We start from the raw sequence: 18570 nt of genomic DNA, 5'->3' as shown, positions 1-18570 counted from the left end.
ATCAGGTCAGGTCGGTCAGGCAGGTCCACTGGGAGGCCACCGGTCGATAGCCAAGCCGGGTGTTGATCGCGAGCATCGGCCCGTTCGCCTCGTCGTTCGAGGTGTACGCGGTCCGAACCCCGTCGGCGGCGGCCCGGTGCAGCGCCGCCGTCTTGGCCAGTCGGGCCAGCCCTCGCCCCCGGTACGCCGGGACGGTGCCGGTGAAGTCCGACCACATCCGGTCGCCGTCCCGCTTGACCAGACTGAACGCGGCGATCTCGCCGTCCACCTCGACCACCGTGCTGGACGCCTTGTCCAGACCGAGGCTGTTCCAGACGTCGTACTGCCAACTCTCGTAGCTGATCGCGTCGACCGGCACGTCACCCGGCTCGTCGGCCGCCGCGGCCACGTCCGCCTCGTACAGCAGGCGCGGGTCCAGGTCGGCGATCGGAAGCAGCCGTACACCCGGAGGCGGCTCGGGTAGTGCCGGTGTCGTGTTCAGGTCGAGCGCCGAGTAGCGCACCTCGCGGCTCGGCTCGTAGCCGTGGCGACGCGCGAACGGAAGCCCGTCGGGCAGGACCATGGCGCGAACCCGGCGGATTCCCAGCGGGCGGAGGTGATCGGTGGCGGCGGTCAGCAGGGCCGTGCCGACGCCTCGTCGCCGGTGCTCCGGGTGCACGTGCAGCAGGTTCAGCTCACCGAAGTCCGGCGTGGACGTCCAGCCGGCGCGCTGCGCCGACACCCAGCCGACCACCTGGGCGTCGACCTCGGCCACGAAGGCCGTCCAGCCCTCCTCGGGTGGTGGCTCGGCGAGCATCTTCCGGGTCGACTCGACCCCGCGAACCAGGTACGGGTAGACCAGCGTCCGCAGCGCCACCACGCCCGGCGCGTCGTCCGGCTGTGCCACACGGATGCGCACCTCAGGCCCTCGTCCGGACGGCGTCTGCACCTCAGGCCCCCGTCCGGACGGCGGCGACGGCCTCGACCTCGACGAGCTGGTCGGTGTAGCCGAGTACGGCCACCCCGAGCAGGGTGCTGGGCGGATCGTGGTCGCCGAAGAAGTCCCGCACCACCTCCCAGACGGTGACCAGGTCCTTCTGCCGCGACGACGCCACGTAGACGGTTGTCTTCACGACGTCGGTCAGCCGGGCGCCGGCTGCGTCGAGGGCGGTGGACAGGTTGGTCATCACCTGCCGGGCCTGCGCGGCGTGGTCGCCCGGCGCGACGGTGCGCCCCTCGGCGTCCAGCGGGCACGCGCCCGCGGTGAAGACCAGCCGCGCGGGTGACTCCACGGTGGCGGCGTACGCGTACTCGGCGGCGTCGGAGAGGGCGGGGACGTGCAGCAGCGCGACAGGATCCGGCATGCCGGCGAGGCTAGCGACGATCGGCCGCCGCTGCGACGCAATAACCCGCCGCGCCACACGAGGGCTGGCAGCAACTTCGGGGAAAGTGCTGCCTCGCGGCGCCGGGAGGCAGCAACATCCCGGATGCTGCGCGGATCTTGGCGTGGGCGCGCGGGCGCGTGGGGCGGTGGGGCGCGCGGGCGCGTGGGGCGCGTGGGGCGCTTTGGGACGCGTGGGCGCGTGGGCGCGAGGTGGGGGTGGGTGCGGGGTGCGGGGCGGCGGTCAGGCGGAGGCTCGGCGGATCAACTCGGTGGGGAGCATGACCGCCTGTTCGATGGTCTCGCCGGCGGCCAGCCGGAGCAGTTGGCGGGTCATCGCGCGGCCGAGTTCCACGATGGGCTGCCGGACGGTGGTCAGCGGCGGCTCGGTGTAGGCGGCGGTCTCGATGTCGTCGAAGCCGATCACCGCCACGTCCTCCGGCACCCGCCGGCCGGCCTCGCGCAGCGTACGCAGGGCGGCGTGCGCCATCAGGTCGGAGGCGGCGAAGACGCCGTCCAGGTCGGGGTGTTCGGTGAGCAGGCGGCGCATCGCCGCGGAGCCGGACTCCCGGGTGAAGTCGCCGACGGCGACCAACTCGGGCAGCCCCGCGTCGGCGACCGCGCTGCGGTAGCCGCTGAGCCGTTCGATGCCGGCGACCATGTCCTGCGGCCCGGCGATGGTGGCGATCCGCCGACGACCGCTGTCGATCATGTATCGGACGGCTGCGGTCACCCCGGCCACGTGGTCGACGTCGACGTACGGCACCGGCGCGTCGCCGAGCGGCCGACCGCTGACCACCACCGGGATGCCGAGTCGGGCCAGCGTGCCGGGGAGCGGGTCGGCGCCGTGCAGCGAGGCGAACAGCACCCCGTCGACGTGCCGGCCGGTGGTGTAGCGCTCCACCCGTTGATGCCCGGCCGGTGAACCGGCGAGCATCAGCACCAGTTGCTTGTCGGCGGCTTCCAACTCCTGGCTGACGCCACGGATGATGCCGGGGAAGACCTGGTCGTCGGAGAAGACCCGGGTGGCGGCCTCCGGCATGACCAGGGCGATCGAGTCGGTGCGTTGGGTGACCAGGCTGCGGGCGGCGAGGTTGGGCACGTACCCCAACTCGGCGACGGCCCGGGTGACCGCCTCCCGGATCGGTTCGGCGACGGTGGTGGAGCCGTTGACCACCCGGGACACGGTGGCGCGGGACACCCCGGCCCGCGCCGCCACCGCTTCGAGCGTCGGCCGCTGCGCCGTCGTCATCGCGCCTTCCCCCCGCTCGTCACAGCCCGTTCCGGGAGATCACCTCCTGGTACCACCGGGCACTGGCCTTCGGTGTGCGCCGCTGGGTCAGGTAGTCGACGTGCACGATCCCGAACCGCTTGCGGTAACCCTCCGCCCACTCGAAGTTGTCCAGTAATGACCATACGAGATAACCGCGCAGGTCCACGCCCCGGGAGATCGCCTCGTGCGCCGCGCGCAGGTGCCCGTCGAGGTAGGCGATGCGATCGGTGTCGATCACCTGGGTCGGCCCGTCGGGCGAGTCGGCGCCGGGTTTGTCGGGGAACGCGCCACCGTTCTCGGTGATGAGCAGCGGTACGCCGGGGTAGTCGGTGGCGATCCGTTCCAGCAGCCGGGTCAGCCCAGCCGGCTCGATCATCCAGCCCATGTCGGTCAACGGCCCGGTCGGCGGCACGAAGTGCACCACGCCCTCGGTGCCCGGGTACGCGCTGTTGCCGGCACCATCGGGTCGACCCGCCACGTAACCGGGCGCGTAGTAGTTGATTCCGAGCAGGTCGATCGGGGAGGCGATCAGCTTCTCGTCACCGTCGCGGATGAACGTCGGTTCGACGATCCGCGCCACGTGCTCACGAACGTCGTCCGGGTAGCCGCCGGCCAGCAGCGGGTCGAGGAAGATCCGGTTGTGCAGGCCGTCGACCAGGCGGACCGCCGCGGCGTCCACCGCGCTCTCCGGGTCGGCCGGGCGTACGTCGGCGGGGTTGAGGGTGATGCCGACGCTGCGCGCCCCGGCCGCCCGCAGCGCCCGCGCGGCCAGGCCGTGGCCGAGCAGCAGATGGTGTACGGCGCTGAAGGCCGCACCCGGGTCCTGCTCGCCGGGGGCGTGCAGCCCGTTGGCGTAACCGAGGTAGGCCGAGCACCACGGCTCGTTGAGGGTGGTCCACACGTCGATCCGGTCGCCGAGGCGGGCGTACACGGCCGTGGCGTAGGTGGCGAAGTGCTCGGCGGTGTCCCGGTTGGTCCAGCCGCCCCGGTCGCCCAGAGCCTGGGGTAGGTCCCAGTGGTAGAGGGTGACGATCGGGTCGATTCCCCGATCGAGCAGCGCGTCGGTGAGCCGGTCGTAGAAGTCCAGCCCGCGAGGGTTGGCCGGACCGGTGCCGTCCGGCTGGATGCGGGGCCAGGCGACCGAGAAGCGGTACGCCCGCAGCCCCAGCTCGGCCATCAGCGCCACGTCGTCGGCGTAGCGGTGGTAGTGGTCGCAGGCGACGTCGCCGGTGTGGCCCTGGTAGACCCGGCCCGGCGTACGGCTGAAGGTGTCCCAGATGGACGGACCGCGGCCGTCGTCGCGGGCCGCACCCTCGATCTGGTACGCGGCGGTGGCCGCACCCCAGAGGAAATGTTCGGGAAATCGGATCTCGCTCACGCCTTGACCGCACCTTCCATGATCCCGCCGATGATCTGCCGGCCGAACAACACGAACACCAACAGCAGGGGCAGCGTCGCGATGGCTGTCCCGGTGAACACCTGCGACATGTCCTGGTAGTACCCGTCCGACAGCGCCCGCAGGGAGAGTTGCACAGTCGGATTGGACGGATCGTTCAGCACAGCGTACGGCCACAGGAAGTCGTTCCAGGTGGTCATGAACGTGAGCAGGCCGAGGACGGCGGCGGCGGGACGCAGCGCGGGCAGGACGACGTGCCACCAGATCCGGGCGGTGCCGCAGCCGTCCATCCGGGCGGCCTCGATCAGCTCGTCGCTGACCGCCTGGCCGGCGTACTGCCGCATCATGAACACCCCGAAGCCGGTGACCAGCGCGGGCACGATGACCGCGGGGAGTCGGTCGTTCCACTCCAGCTTGGTCATCAGCAGGTACAGCGGGATCACGCCGAGCTGGGTCGGCACCATCATGGTCGCGATGATGACCAGCAGCAGCGCGTTGCGCCCCCGGAACCGCAGTTTGGCGAAGGCGAACCCGGCCAAGCTGGAGAAGAGGACCACGGAGACGGTGACCGTGGTGGCCACGATCGTCGAGTTGATCAGCCCGGTCAGGAAGTACGCGTCGGCGTTGTCGAACAGCCGGGCGATGTTGGCCCCGAGGTTGCCGCCGGGCGTCATCGGCGGCGGCAGTTGCCCCATCGCGTCGCTGGACCGGCTGGCCACCACGAACATCCACCAGATCGGGAAGACCGACAGGCCGCCGGCGACGCACAGGGCCAGGTAGGTGAGCGGGCTGGCCCGCCAGAGTCGGCTCATCGTGCCGCTCCCTTCCGGGTGTCGGGGCCCGATGACCCGCCGAGGCGGCGGAGGACCAGGACGTTCACCGCCGCGACGATCGCGATGAGCGCGAAGAGCAGCCAGGCCACGGCCGAGCCGTATCCGAAGTTGTAGTGCGGCGCGAAGGCGTTCTCGAACATGTACATGGTCAATGTCTGCGACTCGCGCATGGTGCCGCCGCGGATCGGGTTGGTGCCGGAGTGGAACAGCCGCGGCTCGGTGAAGAGCTGCAACCCGCCGATGGTGGCGATGATGGCGCAGAAGATGATCGTCGGCTTGAGCAGTGGCACGGTGATGGACCAGAACTGCCGGGCCCGGTTCGCGCCGTCGATGGACGCCGACTCGTACAGGTCGCGGGGGATGGCCTGCATGGCGGCCAGCAGGATCAGCGCGTTGTAGCCGGTCCACCGCCAGTCGACCATCGCCGAGATGGCCACCCAGGACGCGAACCGGTTGGACTTCCAGCCGATCGCGTCCACCCCGACCATGTCGAGCAGCCAGTTGACCATGCCGAACTCGCGACCGAAGATCACCCCGAACACGATCGCCACCGCGGCGGTGGACGTGACGTTGGGCACGAGCACTGCCATCCGCCAGCCGGTACGCGCCCGCAGGCCCCGGTTGAGCAGGTTGGCCAGCCAGAGCGCGGCGAGCAACTGCGGCACTGTCGAGATGACGAAGATGCCGAGCGTGTTGACCAGCGCGTGCCAGAAGTCGACGTCGGCCAGGAGCCGGGTGTAGTTCTCCGCTCCGACGAACGGGTGGTCGCTGCCGAGCAGGTCCCAGTCGTGCAGCGAGACCCAGAAGGTGTACGCCAGCGGGTAGACCCCGAAGACCGCGAAGAGCAGGAAGAACGGGGCGATGTAGAGGTACGGCGAGAGTCGGGTGTCGAGCCGGCTGAGGCGACCCGTCGAACGTTTGGGTGCCGGTACGACCGGCGGGCGGGCGTCGAGCTGGACGGTCATGCCCGGGGACTCCTTTCCGTCGTGCGGGCGGGACTCCGGTCGCCGGAGCCCCGCCCGCACGCTGGTTGGGCTACTTGGCGGCGGCCTTCTTCGCGTTGGTCACCGCGTCGGTCCAGCCCTGCCCGGGGTTGCGCTGCCCCAGCTCCACGGTCCGTACGGCGTTCTCCACCTCGGTGCGGACGGCCTGGTTCTTCGGGCCCATGTAGACCGGCTTGAGGCTCTTCGCGCCGGCGCCGAAGATGGTGCCGACCGGCGCCCCGGAGAAGTACGCGTTCGTCGCGCCGGCGATCGCCGGGTCGTCGAGCGCCTGCGGCGAGGAGGGCAGCGGGCCCTTGGCCTTGAACGCCCCGATCTGACCCTTGGCGCTGGTCAGGAACTTGGCCAGCTCGATCGCCTCGGCCTGGTGCTTGCTCTGCTTGGGCACGGCGAGGTGTGACCCACCCCAGTTGCCGCCGTTGCCGGGCACCCGGGCGATGTCCCACTTGCCCTGGGCGGCCGGGCCGGCGTTGCCCTCGATCACCCCGGTCATCCAGGCGGGGCAGGCGATGGTGGCGAACTTCGACTGCTTGAACGCGGACACCCACTCCTCGGACCACGAGCCGTACTTGCCGGAGAGGCCGGAGTCGATGATGTCCATCGTGGTGTCCCACGCCTGCCGTACCGCCGGGTTGCTGTCCACGACCAGGTTGCCGCTGGTGTCGTAGTAGCTGTAGCCGGAGGTGTTGCCGGCGGTCTGGAGCAGGATGGTGTTGAAGGTGTTGGTGGCCCCGTCGAGGAAGGACGCGCCGGTCTTGGCCGCGACGAACTTCTCGCCGGTGGCGATGTAGTCCTGCCAGGTCGGCCAGAGTTGGGAGACCGCGTCCCGCTCGGTGGGCAGGCCGGCCTTCTCGAAGAGGTCCTTGCGGTAGCAGATGGCGATGCCACCGACGTCGGTGCCGAGGCCGATCAGCTGCTTGCCGTCGGCGGTCAGCCCGGCGTTCCACTTCCATTCGAGGAAGTTGCCCTTGAGGTCGGCGGCGCCGTGGTCCAGCAGGTTGACGAAGTTGCCGGGGTTCGCCTTGTACTCGACCATCAGCCCTTCCTCGATGGCCACGATGTCACCGGCGCCACGACCGGCGGCGAGCCACTGGGTCAGCTTCGGTGAGTACTCGTCGAGGTTGGTGCCGGCGCCGCGCTCGACGATCTTCACGTCGGGGTTCGCGGCCATGTACTCCTGGTAGAGCTGCTCGTAACCGAACTGGCCGAACACGTCGACGGTGAGGGTGACCGGTCCGTCCCCACCCTGCTCGTCGCCGCCACCGCAGCCGGCGGTGACGAGCAGGGCGGTGGTCGCGGCGAGGGCCACCGCGGCGAGGCGGCGGCGCGGGAAGACAGCCATGGGTTTCGACCTCTCTCAAGGTGGTCGGTGGTGATCGATAGGCAAGAGAGCGCTCTCACGACAGGGTGGTGGGCGGTCCTTCCGGTGTCAAGAGAGCGCTCTCTTTGATATGCCGACGTGACCCACGACGTAGCCGAGGGCGTCACCCGTCAATGGGTGACGCCCTCGGCGGGGCGGGCCCGGTCAGCCGGTACGCAGACCGTTCAGCAGGTTGGGGTCGCCGGCCACGTCCAGCGTCTCGAAACTCACCCGCCCCCACAGAGCCAGCAGCAGGTCGCTGGCGGTGCCGCTGACCTGCGCCCGGGCATGGTGGTCGTCGTGGTCGAAGATGGTCGCCGTGTCGAGCAGCGCCACCCCCTCGCCCCGGAGCCGCAGATACCACTCCTGGGCCGCGTCGGTGGCGGAAAGCTGCACCACACCGTGCCAGTCACCCGGCACCTGCCGCCGACCGGCGGGCAGCCAGGTGTCCAGAACCTCACTCACCCCGTCGGCCGCCAGCTTCGCCTCGACCGGGTCGCCCGCCCCGATCGCGAGCTGGGCGTCCCACCGGTGCACCGCCGTCTCGTGCGCCATCCGACGCGGCCAGAAACCGGCCTTCTTCGGCTGCGGGGCCCAGTTCCAGGCCGGCGCCTCCGGGTCGAGCCCGTCGAACACGGTCAGCAGCCGGTCGTACCCCTGCTCCCAGAGCTGGAGCGGGCTCACGCCCGGGGTCGCCTCAAGCGGCTCCCGGCGGGCCGGCTGGGTGGTCGAGCCGGAGCCGACGAACGACGACACCCAGTGGTAGATGCCCGCGAGGTGCAGTGTGAGGTCGTTGACCGTCCAGCCCGGACAGGACAGCACCGGTGTCTCCGGCGGCGCCTCGGCGACCGCCGCCGCGAAAGCCGGACCCTCCGCCCGGAGCGCCCCGATCCAAAAATCCTTGCTGCCCTGCAGTCTGCTCATCGCCATCCTCCCGGGGGTGCCGGGCGACCAGTGGGTGCCACGGCTATCAGTCAGCCTAAGGTGAAGGGCGTGCCAGACGCCTCCGCCCAGCCGACAACCGCAGCCGATCGTGCCATCCCCGGTCCACTGGCCGGCTACACGACTCTAGGGACGGGTGGGACGGCCGCGCGGATCGTGGCCGCCGGTAGCGCCGACGAGATCATCCAGGCGGTCCGAGCCGCGGACGAGCCCGTGCTGATCCTGGCCGGCGGCAGCAACGTGGTGATCGGCGACGCCGGCTTCCCCGGCACCGTCGTCCTGGTGCGCTCCCGTGGCTTTCGCGTCGTCGCGGAGGACGCCGAATCGGTGACCGTACGGGTCGACGCCGGCGAGCCGTGGGACGACCTGGTCGCCGCCACCGTCGCCAACGGCTGGGCCGGTCTGGAATGCCTCTCCGGCATCCCCGGCTCGACCGGTGCCACCCCGATCCAGAACGTCGGCGCGTACGGCCAGGAGGTCGCCGAGACGATCACCGGGGTCGAGGTGTACGACCGGGTGGACGGCAGCCGCCGGATCATCCCCGCCGCCGACTGCGGGTTCGCCTACCGGGGGAGCATCTTCAAGTACGGGGACCGCTGGGTGGTGCTCGCCGTCGACTTCCGGCTCACCCGGTCCCCGCTCTCCGGGCCGGTGCGCTACGCCGAACTGGCTCGGGCCCTCGGTGTCCAGGTCGGCGACCAGGTGCCGCTGGCGGACGCCCGAGCGGCGGTGCTGCGGCTGCGGGCCGGCAAGGGCATGGTGCTCGACGCCACCGACCCGGACACCCGATCGGTCGGCTCCTTCTTCACCAACCCGGTGCTCGACGGGGCGACGTACGAGCTGCTCCTGGAGCGCGCCGCCGACCTGGGCGACCCGCCCGCCTGGCCCGGGGCGGACGGCATGGTCAAAGTCAGCGCCGCCTGGCTGATCGACAAGGCCGGCTTCACCAAGGGCCACCCCGGGCCGGGCGGCACCGCCATCTCCAGCAAGCACACCCTCGCCCTCACCAACCGCAGCGGCACCGCCCGAACCGCCGACCTGCTGGCCCTGGCCCGCGACATCCGCGACGAGGTCCACAACCGCTTCGGCGTGACCCTCCACCCCGAACCGGTCCTGATCAACTGCGCCCTCTAAGCCCCGCACCCCCCACCCCACCCCCCCGCCCACGCCCGACCACGCCCCACCCCCGCTCGGTCGATCATGGAGTTGTGGTGGGGACAAACAGTATTGCTGGGGTGAAAACGGCCACCACTACTCCATGATCGACGGGAGAGGCTCGGGAGAGGGGTCGGGGTGGGGTCGGGGTGGGGTGGGGTGGGGTTAGGTGTTTTGGGGGGTTACGGCGGGCCAGGGGAGGGTGACCTCGCCCTGACGCCAGCGGGTGGGGCCGTCCAGGACCGGCCAGCCGGTCTCCCGGAGGCTGCCCACCGCTCTCAGCCAGCGCTGGCGGGGGCCGAAGGTGGCGTAGGGGGCGGCGGCCTGCCAGGCGTCGTCCAGGGCGCGGATCAGGGCGTGCACCGGTTCACCGGGGACGTTGCGGTGGATCAGCGCCTTCGGTAGCCGCTCGGCCAACTCCGCCGGGCTGCCCAGCGTGGTGAGCTTCGCGGCGAGGGTCAGCGTCCGAGGACCGTCGGCGTCGATCAGCAGCCAACCGGCGAGGCGGCCCAACTCGTCGCACGTGCCCTCCACCAGCGCGCCGCCCGGGGCGAGCGCCCCGGTCATCGTCCGCCAGGCGTGCGGCACCTCGCTCTCGTCGTACTGTCGCAGCACGTTGAACGCGCGGACCAGCACCGGCCGGAGCCCGGCCAGCTCGAACCCACCCCGGGCGAACGTCAGGCCGGGTGGGTCGGCGGCCGGCGTCGCGGCGGCCACCCGCGCCGGGTCGATCTCCAGCCCGACCAGGCGTACGTCCCGACGGACCCCGGCCGCCAGTCGGGCCCGCAACTCCACGGCGGTGACCGGCGTGGCGCCGTAGCCGAGATCCACCACCAGCGGATCGTCCGCCGCCCGCAGTCGCTCGGCGCAGGTCGCCACGATCCAGTTGTCCACCCGGCGGAGCCGGTTCGGGTTGGTGGTGCCCCGGGTGACCACGCCCAGTGGTCGGCGTCGGGGAGCCCCGCTCATTCGCCCGGTCCCCGAGTCAGGAGACCCGGTGCACCTTGTGCTGGGCGGCCTGCGCCCGTGGCCGGACCACCAACCGGTCGACGTTGACGTGCTCCGGGCGGGTGGCGCACCAGGCGATGCAGTCGGCGACGTCCTCGGCGACCAGCGGCCCCGGCACCCCGGCGTAGACGGCCGCCGCCCGCTCCGCGTCGCCCTCGAAGCGGACCAACCCGAACTCGTCGGTCTTCACCATCCCCGGGTCGATCTCGATCACCCGCAGCGGCCGGCCGCACAGCTCCAGACGGAGGGTGCCGGCGATGGCGGTCTGCGCGTGCTTCGCCGCCGTGTAGCCGCCCCCGCCCTCGTAGACGGTCAGGCCGGCGGTGGAGGAGACCACCACGATGGTGCCGGACCTGGACGCCTCCAGCGCCGGCAGCAGCGCCTGGGTGACCCGCAGCGTGCCGAGGACGTTCACGTCGTACATCCACTGCCAGTCGGCGACCGAGCCGGACTCCACCGGGTCCAGCCCGCGCGCTCCGCCCGCGTTGTTGACCAGCAGGGTGACCGGCCCGGGTGCCTGGGCGGCGGCCTCGGCCAACGCGGCCACCGACTCGTCCGAGGTGATGTCGCAGGTCACGGCGGTGGCCTGCCCACCGGCGGCGGTGATCTCGGCGACCAGGTCGGTGAGCCGGTCGGTGCGGCGGGCGGCGGCGAGCACGTGGAAGCCGTCGGCGGCGAGCCGGCGGGCGGTGGCCGCGCCGATTCCGCTGGACGCTCCGGTGACGATGGCGACAGAGGTCATCCCGGCATTCTCCCCCCGGCCGTACGACCCGTCCCGACCGGGCGTGGGCCGGCCATCGACGGCTCCGGTGATGAGGTCCGTCACGCGCGGGGGCCGCGCTGGGGAATTTCCGATGCCCGATGGGGAAGATGACATCCGGCGTACAGGTTGACCGAGAAGCGCCGGTCGTGCGAGACGGCATCAACCGTGAAGAAGGAGCGGATGTGGCGGAAATGCACACCGGTGTCGGACGTCAGCGAGGTGCCCGACCGTGGCCCCGCCCCCGCCGCATCGCCACCCTGTCCGTGCACACCTCCCCCCTGCACCAGCCCGGAACGGGCGACGCCGGTGGAATGAACGTCTACATCCTGGAAGTCGCCCGGCGGCTCGCCGAGGCCGACGTCGAGGTGGAGATCTTCACCCGGGCCACCTCCGGCGACCTTCCCCCGGTGGTCGAGATGGCACCCGGCGTGCAGGTCCGGCACATCACCTCCGGCCCTCTGGAGGGCCTCACCAAGGAGGAGTTGCCCGGCCAGCTCTGCGCTTTCACCGCCGGGGTGCTGCGGGCCGAGGCATCGCGCCCGCCCGGGCACTACGACCTGATCCACTCCCACTACTGGCTGTCCGGCCAGGTCGGCTGGCTGGCCAAGGAGCGGTGGGGCGTGCCGCTGGTGCACACCTCGCACACCCTCGCGAAGGTCAAGAACGCTCAGCTCGCGGCGGGTGACCGGCCGGAGCCGAAGGCCCGGGTGATCGGCGAGGAGCAGGTCGTCGCCGAGGCGGACCGGCTGGTCGCCAACACCCGGGTCGAGGCCACCGACCTCCTCGCCCGGTACGACGCCGACCCGACCCGGGTGTCCGTCGTACAGCCGGGAGTCGATTTGGACCGGTTCCGGCCCGCGCCGGGCGACCGGTCCGCGGCTGCCCGCGAGGCTCGCCGCCGGCTGGGACTACCGACCGATGGGTACGTGGTCGCCTTCGTCGGTCGGATCCAGCCGCTCAAAGCCCCCGACGTGTTGATCCGCGCGGTCGCCGCCCTGCGCGAGCGCGATCCGGCACTCGCCGACCGGGTGACCGTGGTGATCTGCGGCGGGCCCAGCGGAAGTGGGCTGGATCGACCGACGGCGCTGATCGAGCTGACCGCCACGCTCGGGGTCGCCGACGGCGTCCGGTTCCTTCCACCGCTCACCGGAGACGACCTGCCGGCGCTGTACCGGGCGGCCGACCTGGTCGCGGTGCCGTCGCACAACGAATCGTTCGGGCTGGTCGCCCTGGAGGCGCAGGCCTGCGGCACGCCGGTGCTGGCCGCCGCGGTCGGAGGACTGGTCACCGCCGTGCGGGATCAGGCCAGCGGAGTGCTGATCGACGGGCACGACCCGGTCGACTGGGCCCGTGCGCTGGGGCACCTGCTGCCGGACCGGGCACGCCGGGCGATGCTGGCCCGCGGTGCCGAGCAGCACGCTCGGCGCTTCTCCTGGGACCGCACGGTCACCGGCCTCCTCGGCGTGTACGGCGAGGCCATCGCCGCGCACCGCGCTCGGCGCGCGGCTGACCTGGCGTGCGACCCCGCGCTCTCCTGCTCCTGGTGACCCGGAGGGCGCTGCTCTCCTGCTCCTGGTGACCCCGGGGGCGCTGGTCGCCGACGGGTGAGCCGGCCGGGTCGGTCGTAGAGTGGGTCCGGTGAGCCCGAAGAGCGATCTTGCGACCCTGATCGAGTCGGTCTGCGCCGAGCGGGACCTGGCCTGGGAGTCGACCGGCCCCGACTCGTACGCGGTGACCCTGCCGGGCACCCACAAGCTCAAGACGATCTGCAACCTGATCGTCGGCGAGCACGCCCTGCGGATCGAGGCGTTCGTGATGCGCCAGCCCGACGAGCGGCGCGAGGAGTTGTGGGCCTGGCTGTTGCAGCGCAACGCACGGATGTACGGCGTCTCGTTCTCCACCGACGCCGTCGGCGACGTCTACCTGACCGGGCGGGTCAACCCGGCCGGGGTGGACGCCGACGAGTTGGACCGGCTGCTCGGATCGGTGCTCACGTACGCCGACGAGTCGTTCGACACGATGCTGGAGATCGGCTTCGGCAGCTCGATCCGGCGCGAGTACGAGTGGCGGGCCAAGCGCGGCGAGTCGACGGCCAACCTGGCCGCGTTCGCCCACCTCTTCGAGCCCTCCGGCGCCGGCCCCGACCCGGTCTGACCACCCGCCCACCGGCGCCCGGCACCCCGCCCGCCCGGGGGCCCTGCGCCTCGCGCCGCTCGCCATGATCGTGCTCGATCCAGGAAGTAGTGGTCTGGTCCCCGCGCCGAGGCCACTACTTCCTGGAACCAGCACGATCATGGGGAACGGACGGAGGTTCGGACTGCTCCTGACGGGTATGCCGCACCGCGCGGTGCGGCAAGGGACCCCCGCGCGCCGAGGACGGAGTTCAAGGAGCGGAGCGTCCCATGGCTCAGCGGAACAGCTCAGGTCGCGGCGCGACTGCGACCAGGACGAAGCGACAGGCCGGCAACCAGACGCCGGGTACCCCAGGGGTCTCCGAGTCGGAGATCTCCCGGATGCGGGTGGACGACATCCGCGGGCAGCTACGCAAACGCGGGGTCTCCGGGATCTCGGCGCTGCGCAAGCCCGAGTTGGTGAAGCAGTTGGTCCGCTCGCTGCGTTCCGGTGCCTCTGGTGCGGCCCGGCGCAGCACCGGACCGGCTGGTCGGGCCACCGGCACCAGGGCGTCGGCCGGTCGGGCCGCCGCGACGAAGAAGTCGGCGTCGAGGGCGGCACCGAGTCGCGCGAAGGCCGTACCGGCGAACAAGAGTGCTCCCGCCAAGCGGGCCGCCGCGAAGAAGACGACGGCCGCGAAGAAGACGACGGCCGCCAAGAGGACGACGGCCGCCAAGAGGACGACGGCCGCCAAGAGGACGACGGCCGCCAAGAAGACGACCGCAGCCAGGAAGACGACCGCCGCGAAGAGGACGACAGCGGCGAGCACGTCGACGGCCGCGCGCAAGACAGCGACGGCCCGTACGACGTCCGCCCGGAAGGCGGCGTCCGCGCGGAAGGTGGCTGCCAAGAAGGCTCCGGCCAAGAAGGCTCCGGCCAAGAAGGCGTCGGCGCGGCCGGCGGCGAAGCGTGCGGCACCCGCCAAGCGCACCGCGCCTCCGTCGGCGGCCGGGGGGATCCGGACCGGACGGGGGACCGGGCGATCGGTCCGTAGTTCGCAGGTGATCTCGTCGACGATGGATCGGCCGGAGCGGCCGGGGCGAAGCCTGATCACCGCGAACCACGAGGTGATCCAGCGGTGGGCTCGCGATCGTGGTGCGAAGCCGGCGACCATCGCGGGTACCGAGCGGGATGGTCGGGTGGGTGTGTTGACCTTCAACATCCCCGGATATCGGGAAAGCAGCCGAATCCGTGAGATCACCTGGGATGACTGGTTCTACACCTTCGACCTGCGCCGACTGAACCTGATTTATCAGGAACAGTTGCGCGACGGCCGGCCGAGCAACTTCTTCCGGACCGAGTCACCCGATCGGGAAGACGGTTGAGGTGTTTGCGGGAATGGCTGACGGGTACGCGGCTGTTGCCAATGACCGAGGCCGGAGCAGCGGATACTCGTCAGTTGTGACGGGCGAGACAGCCGTTCTGGGTTGAATCCAGAATCCGGGCGAACTAGCTTTATTGCGCCGCGTCACGCTTGGAAACGTTCGGGGGAGCGGCGGATCGATCAGATCCGTGCACCAGGCGAGACGCGAGGGGACGGGTGGATTAGCCGTTGGGGGACGGTGACCACCTGTTTGGACCGGCGGCGTGAGCGGGCGATGCTTACGGGGGTGAGTGTTGCCCGCCGCCGCCGGCCCCACCGGCGGGTGCCCACCACCACCTTCGGGTAGTGGTGGGCGCTTTGCGTTGTAACGGCGATTACGACGCCGATACCCGTTCGGCGGGTGTCGGCGGTTCCCCCGCTTTCTGTAGTGCGGCGACGTGCCGTTCCCGGGGCGGCCCGGCCAACAGGTGGCCGAGCGCGGCCAGCAGGCCCAACCCGCCCACGATCAGCCAGTGCCGGTCGCCGAGGTGTTGGAGGCTCACCCCGCCGAGGGTGGGGGCGACGAATGCGGCCGCCGGGAACGTCAGGTAGAAGACCGACTGGTACCGCGCCCGTAGTTGGGGTGGTGCCAGGTCGGCGTTGATCTGCGCGTTGGGCGGAGCGGCGATCATCGAGCCGACCGTCCAGACCACCGCGGCGGCGAGGTAGACGGCCAGTTCGTCGGCGACGGCGAGCACCCCGAAGCCGAGAGCGAGCAGCGTGGTGGAGGCGGCCAGTACGACGTCTTTGCGGTGCCTGTCGATCAGCCGGGGCACGAACAGTTGCCCGATCACGATCAGCGCTCCGCCGAGCGCCACCACCAGCCCGTACGCCGACGGGCCCAGACCGTCGTCGCGCATGGCCAGCGGCATGATCGTCGAGGTCTGCATGGTGAGCACGGCCAGGACGAAGGTGAGCCCGACGAAGACCAGGAAGGTGCGGTCGGTGAGGGCGGTGTGCAGTCCGGGCCGCCGGGGCCGGAGAGTCCTCGGTGCCGGACTGGTGGCTCGCGGCTGGTCGGCTGTCGACGTGGCCAGGCGCAGGGTCTCCGGTACCTTCCAGCCGATCACGACGGCGGCGGTGAGCGTGGCGGCGGCGTCGACCAGGAACAGCGCGGTGAAGCTCGCCTCGGCCAGCACCCCGGCGAGCAACGAGGCGACCGCCATCCCCAGGTTGAACGCCCAGAACTGGAGGTTGAACGCCCGCGAGCGGCGTTCGGCAGGTACCACGTCGACGATCGCCGCGACGAACGCCGGACTGGGCATCGAGTGGACCACGCCGACCAGCGCGGCGAGCACCGCGATGAGGAGAAGGGCCTGACTGAAGGCGAGCGCCACCATCAGCGCGGCGGTCGTCAGGTGCGCGGCGAGCAGGGTCGCCCGTCGGCCCCACCGGTCGGCCAGCACTCCGCCGAGCAGCACACCGGCAGCGCCACCGGCCCCGTACAGGCCGACGACGGTGCCGGCGAGCCCGACGCTCGCATCGCGCACGTCGGTGAGGTAGAGCGAGAGGAACAGCATGGCGAAGGCGCCCGCCCGGTTGATCAGGAGGCCGACCCAGAGGTACCAGAAGGTGGCGGGAAGCCCGCCCGCGGTGTCGTGCCACCAGCGCCGCACGGCGTGCAACCGACCTCCCGACAGTTCAGTTTCTTAACCGTTTCCTCTGCACGGTAGAAAACCCGGGCCGCGTCGCGCCAGTCGACCGCTGATCTTCGGGCGTGTCGTCAGGCGACGGCCTCGGCGGGCTGCGGCCTCCGGTCGGCGGTGACCGGCGTCAGAGCTTCGCCGGAGCGGCGCAGGTCGGCGGCCCGCCGCTCCCGGGCGGGCCCGGACACCAGGTGGGCCACCGCGGTGAGGACACCCAGCGCGGCGCAGCCGTACCAGAGCGCGTCGTTGCCGGCGTGCTCGCGCACCAGACCACCGAGGATCGGCGCGCTCGCCCCGGCGATCTGCCAGGAGAGGGAGAAGACGCCCTGGTAGCGACCGCGTAGATCGGCCGGCGACAGCTCGGCGATCAGCGTGGAGTTGGACGGCGAGTTCAGCATCTCGCCGACCGTCCAGATCAGCACCGTCAGCCCGTAGAACCAGGCGGTGCCGGCGAACGCGGTCAGACCGAACCCCAGGCCCATCACCACTGACGCCAGTGCCAGCACGTGTGAGCGGCTGCGCCCCCGGATCAGCCGGGGCACGAAGAGCTGACCGACCACGATGAGGATGCCGTTGAGCGCGATGACCGAGCCGTAGGTGGCCGGGCTCAGGCCGCTGTCGCCCATCGCGATCGGCAGCATCGAGATGTGCTGGAGGAACACCAGCGCGGCGAACAGGTTGAGCGCCACGAAGCCGAGGTAGACCCGGTCGGTGAGGATCGTGCGCAGGGCTCCGCGTGACACCTTCGCCGCGCTGGCGGTGGGAGTGCCGGCCTGCCGGGTCTCCGGCACCCTGACGAAGATGATCAGCGCGGTGATCAGCATGGTGCCGGCGTCGACGACGAACAGCAGCAGGTAGTCCGCCTGCGCGGCGAGGCCGGCGAGGACGGCGGCGCAGGCGAAGCCCAGGTTGATGGCCCAGTAGTTGAGCGAGAACGCGCGCAGCCGGTCCTTCGCCGGCACCACGTCGATCATCATCGCGCCGAACGCGGGTCGGGCCGCCTCGGCGAACATGCCGAGCAGCAGGGCGCCCAGCGCCACCGCCCAGAGGTCCCGGGCCAGCCCGAGCGCGAGCATCATGGCGGCGGCGCCGACGTGGGCCGTGAGGAGGGTCGGCCGCCGCCCCCACCGGTCGGCGAGGGTGCCGCCCGCTGTGGTGCCGAACGCGCCGCCGACGCCCCAGAGGCCGATCACGAGCCCGGCCTGGGAGGCGGAGAAGCCGCGTTCCTGAGTCAGGTAGATGGCGAGGAAGACGAGGACGAACGAGCCGAGTCGGTTGATCAGAGTCCCTGACCACAGGTACCAGAAGGTGGTCGGTAGGCCGCCGGTGGTGTCCCGGAACCAACTCCGCATCGTCCGCATAAGGCGCCCCGTATACAAGTAATGACCGATCTGACTACCGTGCCTTACAACCCTAGTGGCCGGCGGAGTCGCTGGTCATCCGCATTTTCACGTGGTGGTCGTCACGACGGGTGCCCGCGTGTCCACTCGGCGGTTGAGGCAGGATGATCCGCATGACTGCGAGCGAAGGGCCCACCGTCGGGACGCTGGTCCTGCTGCGACACGGTGAGAGCGACTGGAATGCCAAGAACCTCTTCACCGGCTGGGTCGACGTCGACCTGACCGAGAAGGGCGAGGGTGAGGCACGGCGCGGCGGCGAGCTGCTGCGCGAGCACAGCCTGCTGCCGGACGTCGTGCACACCAGCGTGATGCGTCGCGCGATCCGCACCGCCGAGCTGGCACTCAACGCCGCCGACCGGCACTGGATCGCGGTGCGTCGGTCGTGGCGACTCAACGAGCGGCACTACGGCGCCCTGCAGGGCAAGAACAAGAAGCAGACCCTCGACGAGTACGGCGAGGAGCAGTTCATGCTCTGGCGCCGGTCGTACGACACGCCACCGCCGCCGATCGACGACAACGACGAGTGGTCGCAGGTGGGTGACCCTCGTTACGCGCTGTTGCCGACCGAGCTGATGCCACGGACCGAGTGCCTCAAGGACGTCGTCGACCGGATGCTGCCCTACTGGTACGACTCGATCGTGCCGGACATCCTGGCCGGCCGGACGGTGCTGGTGGCCGCGCACGGCAACTCGCTGCGCGCCCTGGTCAAGCACCTCGACCAGATCTCCGACGAGGCGATCGCCAAGCTCAACATCCCGACGGGCATCCCGCTGCGCTACGACCTCGACCCGCAGCTGCGTCCGCTCAGCCTGGGTGGCACGTACCTCGACCCGACGGCAGCGAAGGAAGCCGCTGCCGCGGTCGCCAACCAGGGCCGCTGAACCCGGACGGAGGGCCC

General features: G+C 71.2%; 18 protein-coding genes. 5 read left to right on the top strand and 13 right to left on the bottom strand.

Going from position 1 to position 18570, the window contains the following annotated elements; translation table 11 throughout:
• Position 1: 1 nt before the first annotated feature.
• From O7616_RS02585 to O7616_RS02550, 8 genes are all read right to left on the bottom strand, one after another.
• Positions 2–898: a GNAT family N-acetyltransferase gene (locus tag O7616_RS02585; protein WP_282305445.1), complete on the bottom strand. Its 897-nt coding sequence runs from the start codon at positions 896–898 to the stop codon at positions 2–4.
• Positions 899–929: 31 nt separating this feature from the next.
• Positions 930–1343: a RidA family protein gene (locus tag O7616_RS02580; protein ID WP_282264288.1), complete on the bottom strand. Its 414-nt coding sequence runs from the start codon at positions 1341–1343 to the stop codon at positions 930–932.
• A 261-nt stretch (positions 1344–1604) separates the two neighbouring features.
• A complete protein-coding gene (locus tag O7616_RS02575) occupies positions 1605–2612 on the bottom strand; it encodes a LacI family DNA-binding transcriptional regulator (RefSeq protein ID WP_282305444.1) in 1008 nt (335 codons plus the stop codon).
• Positions 2613–2631: 19 nt separating this feature from the next.
• Positions 2632–4011 carry a GH1 family beta-glucosidase gene (locus O7616_RS02570; protein WP_282305443.1) on the bottom strand — a complete coding sequence of 460 codons (1380 nt, stop codon included), beginning with the start codon at positions 4009–4011 and terminating at the stop codon, positions 2632–2634.
• Complete coding sequence (locus O7616_RS02565; protein WP_282264291.1) at positions 4008–4841, bottom strand: carbohydrate ABC transporter permease; 834 nt, start codon at positions 4839–4841, stop codon at positions 4008–4010. The genes O7616_RS02570 and O7616_RS02565 overlap by 4 nt, the downstream gene beginning before the upstream one ends.
• Positions 4838–5827, bottom strand: a complete 990-nt coding sequence (locus tag O7616_RS02560) for a sugar ABC transporter permease (RefSeq protein ID WP_282305442.1) — start codon at positions 5825–5827, stop codon at positions 4838–4840. Before O7616_RS02560 ends, O7616_RS02565 begins: the two co-directional genes overlap by 4 nt.
• A 70-nt stretch (positions 5828–5897) precedes the next feature.
• Positions 5898–7205, bottom strand: coding sequence for an extracellular solute-binding protein (locus O7616_RS02555; RefSeq protein WP_282305441.1), 1308 nt, complete (start codon positions 7203–7205; stop codon positions 5898–5900).
• A 183-nt stretch (positions 7206–7388) separates the two neighbouring features.
• Positions 7389–8147 carry a maleylpyruvate isomerase family mycothiol-dependent enzyme gene (locus O7616_RS02550; RefSeq protein WP_282305440.1) on the bottom strand — a complete coding sequence of 253 codons (759 nt, stop codon included), beginning with the start codon at positions 8145–8147 and terminating at the stop codon, positions 7389–7391.
• 69 nt (positions 8148–8216) lie between these two features.
• On the opposite strand from O7616_RS02550, the gene O7616_RS02545 reads away from it, so the two are divergent.
• Complete coding sequence (locus O7616_RS02545) at positions 8217–9299, top strand: UDP-N-acetylmuramate dehydrogenase (RefSeq protein ID WP_282305439.1); 1083 nt, start codon at positions 8217–8219, stop codon at positions 9297–9299.
• 186 nt (positions 9300–9485) lie between these two features.
• Here O7616_RS02545 and O7616_RS02540 read toward each other — a convergent pair whose 3' ends face one another.
• Positions 9486–10289: a class I SAM-dependent methyltransferase gene (locus O7616_RS02540; protein ID WP_282305438.1), complete on the bottom strand. Its 804-nt coding sequence runs from the start codon at positions 10287–10289 to the stop codon at positions 9486–9488.
• A gap of 16 nt (positions 10290–10305) precedes the next feature.
• Complete coding sequence (locus tag O7616_RS02535) at positions 10306–11070, bottom strand: SDR family oxidoreductase (protein WP_282305437.1); 765 nt, start codon at positions 11068–11070, stop codon at positions 10306–10308.
• 98 nt (positions 11071–11168) lie between these two features.
• On the opposite strand from O7616_RS02535, the gene mshA reads away from it, so the two are divergent.
• Positions 11169–12638 (top strand): D-inositol-3-phosphate glycosyltransferase, encoded by a 1470-nt coding sequence (gene mshA / locus O7616_RS02530; protein ID WP_282307508.1) that lies wholly within the window; start codon positions 11169–11171, stop codon positions 12636–12638.
• A 91-nt stretch (positions 12639–12729) separates the two neighbouring features.
• Complete coding sequence (locus tag O7616_RS02525; protein WP_282305436.1) at positions 12730–13245, top strand: YbjN domain-containing protein; 516 nt, start codon at positions 12730–12732, stop codon at positions 13243–13245.
• 253 nt (positions 13246–13498) lie between these two features.
• Here the strand turns inward: O7616_RS02525 and O7616_RS02520 are convergent, their stop codons facing one another.
• Positions 13499–14113, bottom strand: a complete 615-nt coding sequence (locus tag O7616_RS02520) for a hypothetical protein (protein WP_282305435.1) — start codon at positions 14111–14113, stop codon at positions 13499–13501.
• A 217-nt stretch (positions 14114–14330) separates the two neighbouring features.
• On the opposite strand from O7616_RS02520, the gene O7616_RS02515 reads away from it, so the two are divergent.
• Positions 14331–14588, top strand: a complete 258-nt coding sequence (locus O7616_RS02515) for a hypothetical protein (protein ID WP_282305434.1) — start codon at positions 14331–14333, stop codon at positions 14586–14588.
• A gap of 373 nt (positions 14589–14961) precedes the next feature.
• Here O7616_RS02515 and O7616_RS02510 read toward each other — a convergent pair whose 3' ends face one another.
• Both O7616_RS02510 and O7616_RS02505 read right to left on the bottom strand, forming a co-directional pair.
• Positions 14962–16251: an MFS transporter gene (locus O7616_RS02510; protein WP_282305433.1), complete on the bottom strand. Its 1290-nt coding sequence runs from the start codon at positions 16249–16251 to the stop codon at positions 14962–14964.
• Positions 16252–16349: 98 nt separating this feature from the next.
• A complete protein-coding gene (locus O7616_RS02505; RefSeq protein ID WP_282305432.1) occupies positions 16350–17633 on the bottom strand; it encodes an MFS transporter in 1284 nt (427 codons plus the stop codon).
• Between the two features lie 152 nt (positions 17634–17785).
• Here O7616_RS02505 and O7616_RS02500 point away from each other — a divergent pair, with 152 nt between their 5' ends.
• On the top strand, positions 17786–18553 hold the full coding sequence (locus O7616_RS02500; protein WP_088987447.1) for a phosphoglyceromutase: 768 nt from the start codon (positions 17786–17788) through the stop codon (positions 18551–18553).
• Positions 18554–18570 lie beyond the last annotated feature (17 nt).

Origin of the sequence: Micromonospora sp. WMMD964 (assembly GCF_029581455.1) — a bacterium.
Lineage (GTDB): Bacteria > Actinomycetota > Actinomycetes > Mycobacteriales > Micromonosporaceae > Micromonospora.
This window is presented reverse-complemented; position numbering and strand designations above follow the sequence as displayed.

Bases quoted from the DNA above. Each gene is read 5' to 3' on its own strand.
- O7616_RS02505 (WP_282305432.1), bottom strand. From the start codon at position 17,633: ATGCGGACGATGCGGAGTTGGTTCCGGGACACCACCGGCGGCCTACCG.
- O7616_RS02555 (WP_282305441.1), bottom strand. From the start codon at position 7,205: ATGGCTGTCTTCCCGCGCCGCCGCCTCGCCGCGGTGGCCCTCGCCGCG.
- O7616_RS02550 (WP_282305440.1), bottom strand. From the start codon at position 8,147: ATGAGCAGACTGCAGGGCAGCAAGGATTTTTGGATCGGGGCGCTCCGG.
- O7616_RS02580 (WP_282264288.1), bottom strand. From the start codon at position 1,343: ATGCCGGATCCTGTCGCGCTGCTGCACGTCCCCGCCCTCTCCGACGCC.
- O7616_RS02565 (WP_282264291.1), bottom strand. From the start codon at position 4,841: ATGAGCCGACTCTGGCGGGCCAGCCCGCTCACCTACCTGGCCCTGTGC.
- O7616_RS02560 (WP_282305442.1), bottom strand. From the start codon at position 5,827: ATGACCGTCCAGCTCGACGCCCGCCCGCCGGTCGTACCGGCACCCAAA.
- O7616_RS02575 (WP_282305444.1), bottom strand. From the start codon at position 2,612: ATGACGACGGCGCAGCGGCCGACGCTCGAAGCGGTGGCGGCGCGGGCC.
- O7616_RS02535 (WP_282305437.1), bottom strand. From the start codon at position 11,070: ATGACCTCTGTCGCCATCGTCACCGGAGCGTCCAGCGGAATCGGCGCG.
- O7616_RS02500 (WP_088987447.1), top strand. From the start codon at position 17,786: ATGACTGCGAGCGAAGGGCCCACCGTCGGGACGCTGGTCCTGCTGCGA.
- O7616_RS02540 (WP_282305438.1), bottom strand. From the start codon at position 10,289: ATGAGCGGGGCTCCCCGACGCCGACCACTGGGCGTGGTCACCCGGGGC.